This is a genomic window from Methylobacterium sp. WL18 (assembly GCF_008040015.1).
GTDB classification, from domain to species: domain Bacteria; phylum Pseudomonadota; class Alphaproteobacteria; order Rhizobiales; family Beijerinckiaceae; genus Methylobacterium; species Methylobacterium mesophilicum.
The window spans coordinates 1-4,020 of sequence record NZ_VRVD01000435.1 but is presented as its reverse complement, the minus strand read 5'-3'; the positions used below and the strand labels follow the sequence as shown (position 1 = coordinate 4,020).

3 protein-coding genes are annotated in these 4,020 nt (G+C 71.4%); all 3 read right to left on the bottom strand.

Annotated features, from left to right (window positions below):
- Positions 1 to 180: 180 nt before the first annotated feature.
- Genes FV228_RS22370 through rarD form a run of 3 tightly spaced genes read right to left on the bottom strand, consistent with a single transcriptional unit; the run spans position 181 to position 3,794 of the window.
- On the bottom strand, positions 181 to 462 hold the full coding sequence (locus FV228_RS22370) for a hypothetical protein (RefSeq protein WP_147856614.1): 282 nt from the start codon (positions 460 to 462) through the stop codon (positions 181 to 183).
- Positions 459 to 2,846 (bottom strand): response regulator, encoded by a 2,388-nt coding sequence (locus FV228_RS22365; protein WP_147856613.1) that lies wholly within the window; start codon positions 2,844 to 2,846, stop codon positions 459 to 461. The genes FV228_RS22370 and FV228_RS22365 overlap by 4 nt, the downstream gene beginning before the upstream one ends.
- Positions 2,847 to 2,894: 48 nt before the next feature.
- The gene (gene rarD / locus FV228_RS22360) at positions 2,895 to 3,794 is read right to left on the bottom strand and encodes an EamA family transporter RarD (RefSeq protein ID WP_147856612.1); all 900 of its coding nucleotides are present in this window, start codon (positions 3,792 to 3,794) and stop codon (positions 2,895 to 2,897) included.
- Positions 3,795 to 4,020: the final 226 nt, after the last annotated feature.

The window sequence follows — 4,020 nt, the reverse complement described above, 5'->3', positions numbered from 1 at the left end:
CGCCTGGGCGACGCCGCCGCGCGGGTGCTGGCCCGGAGCGTGGCGATCGGCGTGTTCTCGGCGCATAGCCTGCCTGGGCTGGCGCCCGCACCGCCGCTGTCGGTCATGGGCCTGCCGCCGGCCTGGCGCGATCGTTTCGGTGGGGGATGAGACCAGCGCGGATGCGCGCAGGCGCGGTGGTCACACCTCTCCGCGCGCATCCGCGATCAGCTGCGCCAGCCCGGCATCGACTTCCGCGCCGAGCATCTTGCGCTCGGCGTCGGTGAGATCCTTCGCCCAGGCGGTTCCGGCAAAGCCCTCCGCGCAGCGCGCCCGCTCGGAGGCGATGTAGGCCTCGGTCTCGGCGGGCTGCGTTTTCATCGCGTGGACGAGGCCGAACCACGCCGCCCGCTCCACCACCGCCAGCCGCGCCCGCAGGCGGATCGCCGCCGCCTTGTCCGGATCGATCCCGTTGTCGCTCATTGTATTTCTCCCACATCGTTCTCGGCGAGCCGCTCGATCAGGCCCTGGAGCCGGCCCGGGACCGGCTCGGCGGTCGAGCGCGCGTAGAGCACCCGCAGCTGTCGGCCGATCTCGGCCAGACTCATCGAGCCCTTGGCGATCACCCGGTCGGCCTGGGCGCCGAGGCTCGCCTTTTCGGCGCTGGTGATCTCCTTGGCGGTGAGCACCACCACCGGCACGTCGCCGTCCGGCCGGGCGCGCAGCGCCCGCAGGAAGCCGAACCCGTCCATCTCGGGCATCATCAGGTCGAGCAGGATCAGGCTCGGCCGCGTCTGGCTGACCCGCTCCAGGGCGATCCGGCCGTTCTCGGCCTCGTCCACGGTCCAGCCCTCGCGGCCCAGCGACCGGCGCAGGCGCTCGCGGGCGTCCGGGTCGTCGTCGACCACGAGGACGCGCGCCTCCCCGGGCCCCTCCGGGCGGTAGCGCTCCATCATGCCCTTCAGCCGATCCCAGTCGATCGGCTTGACGAAGTAATCGGTGGCGCCGAGCGCCTGGCCGAGCCCCTGCTCGGCCACCACCGAGGTCATGATGACCGGCGTCCCGGCGAGATCGGGATCGCTGCGCACCGCGTGCAGCACCGCCCAGCCGTCCATGCGCGGCATCTCGACATCGAGCAGGATCGCCCGCGGCTTGAGCGCCCGGGCGAGCGTCAGGCCGGCGCGGCCGTCGTTGGCGGTGCGGACGTGGAACCCTTCGCGCTCGAGGAAGCGCTGGAGCAACTCCCGGGCGGCGGGGTCGTCGTCCACCAGCAGGACCGTCTCGTGCTGCTCGTGCGACTCGGCCGCGGCCGCCTCGGCCTCGGCGGCGACCTCCTGCGGCTCGTCCTCCGGCTTGAGCACCGCCGGCAGGCGGATCGTGAAGGTCGCGCCCTGTCCCTGCGTGCTGGTCACGGCGATGTCGCCGCCCATGGTCTGACAGAAGGCCCGGGTGATCGCGAGGCCGAGGCCGGTGCCGCCGAACTGGCGGGTGGTCGAGTCGTCGGCCTGCACGAAGCGCTCGAACAGGCGCGCGATCTGCGCCTCGGACAAGCCGATGCCGGTATCGGTGACCGCGAAGGACAGCCAGTCCGCCGCCTCCTCCCGGTGGTGGCGCACGGTGAGGCGGATCGTACCGTTCTCGGTGAACTTGGCGGCGTTGCCGATCAGGTTGAGCAGGCACTGGCGGATTTTTGTCTGATCCTGGTGCATCGACCCGAGGCTCGCATCGCCCACGTCGAGGACGAAGCGGTTGCCCTTCTTCTCCACCAGCGAGCCGGTGGAATCGACCACGTCCCGCAGCAGGTCCGAGACGGAAAACGTCTCGGCCGAGGCGGTCATGCGCCCGGCCTCGATCTTCGAGATGTCGAGCACGTCGTTGATCAGCGACAGCAGGTGCCGGGCCGCCGCCTCGATCTTGCGCAGGTCCGGCAGCAGGGCGGCCTGGCCGATATCCTCAAGCTCCTCGCCGAGCATCTCGGAATAGCCGATCACCGCCGAGAGCGGCGTGCGCAGCTCGTGGCTCATGTTGGCGATGAACTGGCTTTTCGCCCGGTTGGCGGCCTCCGCGGCCTGGCGCGCCCGCTCGACCTCCTCCTCGGCCTCCTTGCGCTCGGTGACGTCGACGCAGGTGCCGACCCACTCGCGCAGGGTGCCGTCCCCGGCGAGCACAGGCACGCCCCGCACCTCCATGGCCCGCCAGGCGCCGTCGTTGCGGCGCAGGCGGTACTCGACCTCGTAGGGCTTGCGCGCCTCCACGGAGGCGGCCCAGGCATCGGCCGCGTGGGCGCGGTCGTCGGGATGGACGGCGTCGACCCAGCCCCAGCCCTGGTAGGCCTCCTCGCTCTGCCCGGTATAGGTGCTCCAGCGGACCTGCGGCGGCATCAGCTCGCCCACCGCGTTGGTGTTCCAGATCACCGCCGCGGAGGCGTCCACCAGCGCCCGGAAGCGCTGCTCGGAATCGCGCAGGCGCTCCTCGACGGCGCGGCGGCGGGAGATGTCGGTGTTGGTGCCGTACCAGCGCAGGATGGTCCCGGCCTCGTCCCGGTGCGGCAGGGCCTTGGACAGGAACCAGCGGTAGATCCCGTCGCGCCCGCGCAGCGGGAACGTGTCTTCCCAGGATTGGCCGAGCAGGATCGCCGCCCGGAAGCGCTCGGTGACGGCATCGACGTGGTCGGGGTGGTGGACGGCGCGCCAGCCCCAGCCGCGCATCTCGTCCAGGGTGCTGCCCGTGTAGTCGTACCAGCGTTGGTTGTACCAGACGATGGTCCCGTCGGCCTCGGCGATCCAGGCGAGTTGCGGCAGCGTCTCGGCGAGATTTCTGTAATCGGCATCGGTGACTACGCCTCGGCCGCCCTCGGATTCTCTCATCGGCCCGCCGAAATCCCGTCGCTCGCCCCACGGGGCGCAGGGTATTCCTTATACACGCATCGGGTCGGGATCCGACCGGACCTCGACCACAGGATCCGCTGGCCGCCGGCTGCGGAGGGCATCGACGCTGTACAGGGCCAGCGCGAGCCAGATCAGGGCGAACATCGCCGCCCGGTGCGGCTCCACGTGCTCGCCATAGGCCAGGACGCTCAGGCCGAGCAGGCAGGTCGGGGCGACGTATTGCAGCAGGCCCAACGTGGTCAGCCGCAGGCGCACCGCGGCGGCGGCGAACCAGATCAGCGGCAGCGCCGTGGTGAGCCCGGTCAGCATCAGCAGCGCGAGGTTCTTTGGCTCGGCCGGCAGGAACGGCTCGGGCGAGAGCACGAGCCACAGGATCGCGAGCGGCAGGAGCAGCAGCGTCTCGGTCAGGAACCCGACCAGGGCATCGACTCCGACAACCTTTCGCACCAGCCCGTAGAGCGCGAAGCTGACCGCGAGCGACAGCGAGAGGGCCGGCAACTCCCCTGCCCACACCACGGCGACGGCGACGCCCGTCGCCGCGATCGTCACCGCCACGACCTGCAGGGGTCGCAGCCGCTCGCCGAACACCACGCGCCCGAACGCCACGCTGACCAGGGGATTGATGTAGTAGCCGAGGCTCGCGTCGAGCAGGTGCCCGCGGTCGATCGCGTAGAGGTAGAGCAGCCAGTTCACCCCGATCATCGCGGCCGAGACCGCCAGCAGAGCGTGGCGCGGGCGCAGGGGCAGCGGCAGGTTCAGGCGCCGGCGCGCCGCGAGCGCCAGGGCCAGCGCGCCCGCGAACAGGCTCGACCACACGATCCGCTCGGCCAGGATGTGGTTGGGACTGAACGCCCCAAGCATGCGGAAATGCACCGGGACCAACAGGCCCCAGCTCAGATAGGCGGCGAGCGCGTAGACGAGGCCCACATTGTCCTCCCGATCGACCCGAGCGGGCGGACGGTGCTGCGGCTTTACGCCCCGCGTCGCGCCCATGACAGGGGTGCGCGACGCAGAGCTGCCATCCCGGCCGCCATCCCGGGTGGATGCGTGCGGCGCGCTCGCGGGCTCAGGCGGCGCGGATCGTCGCCAGAAAGCGGTCGACCTCGCCGCTGAGGTGCTCGGACTGGCGCGACAGCTCGGAGGCCGCGTCGAG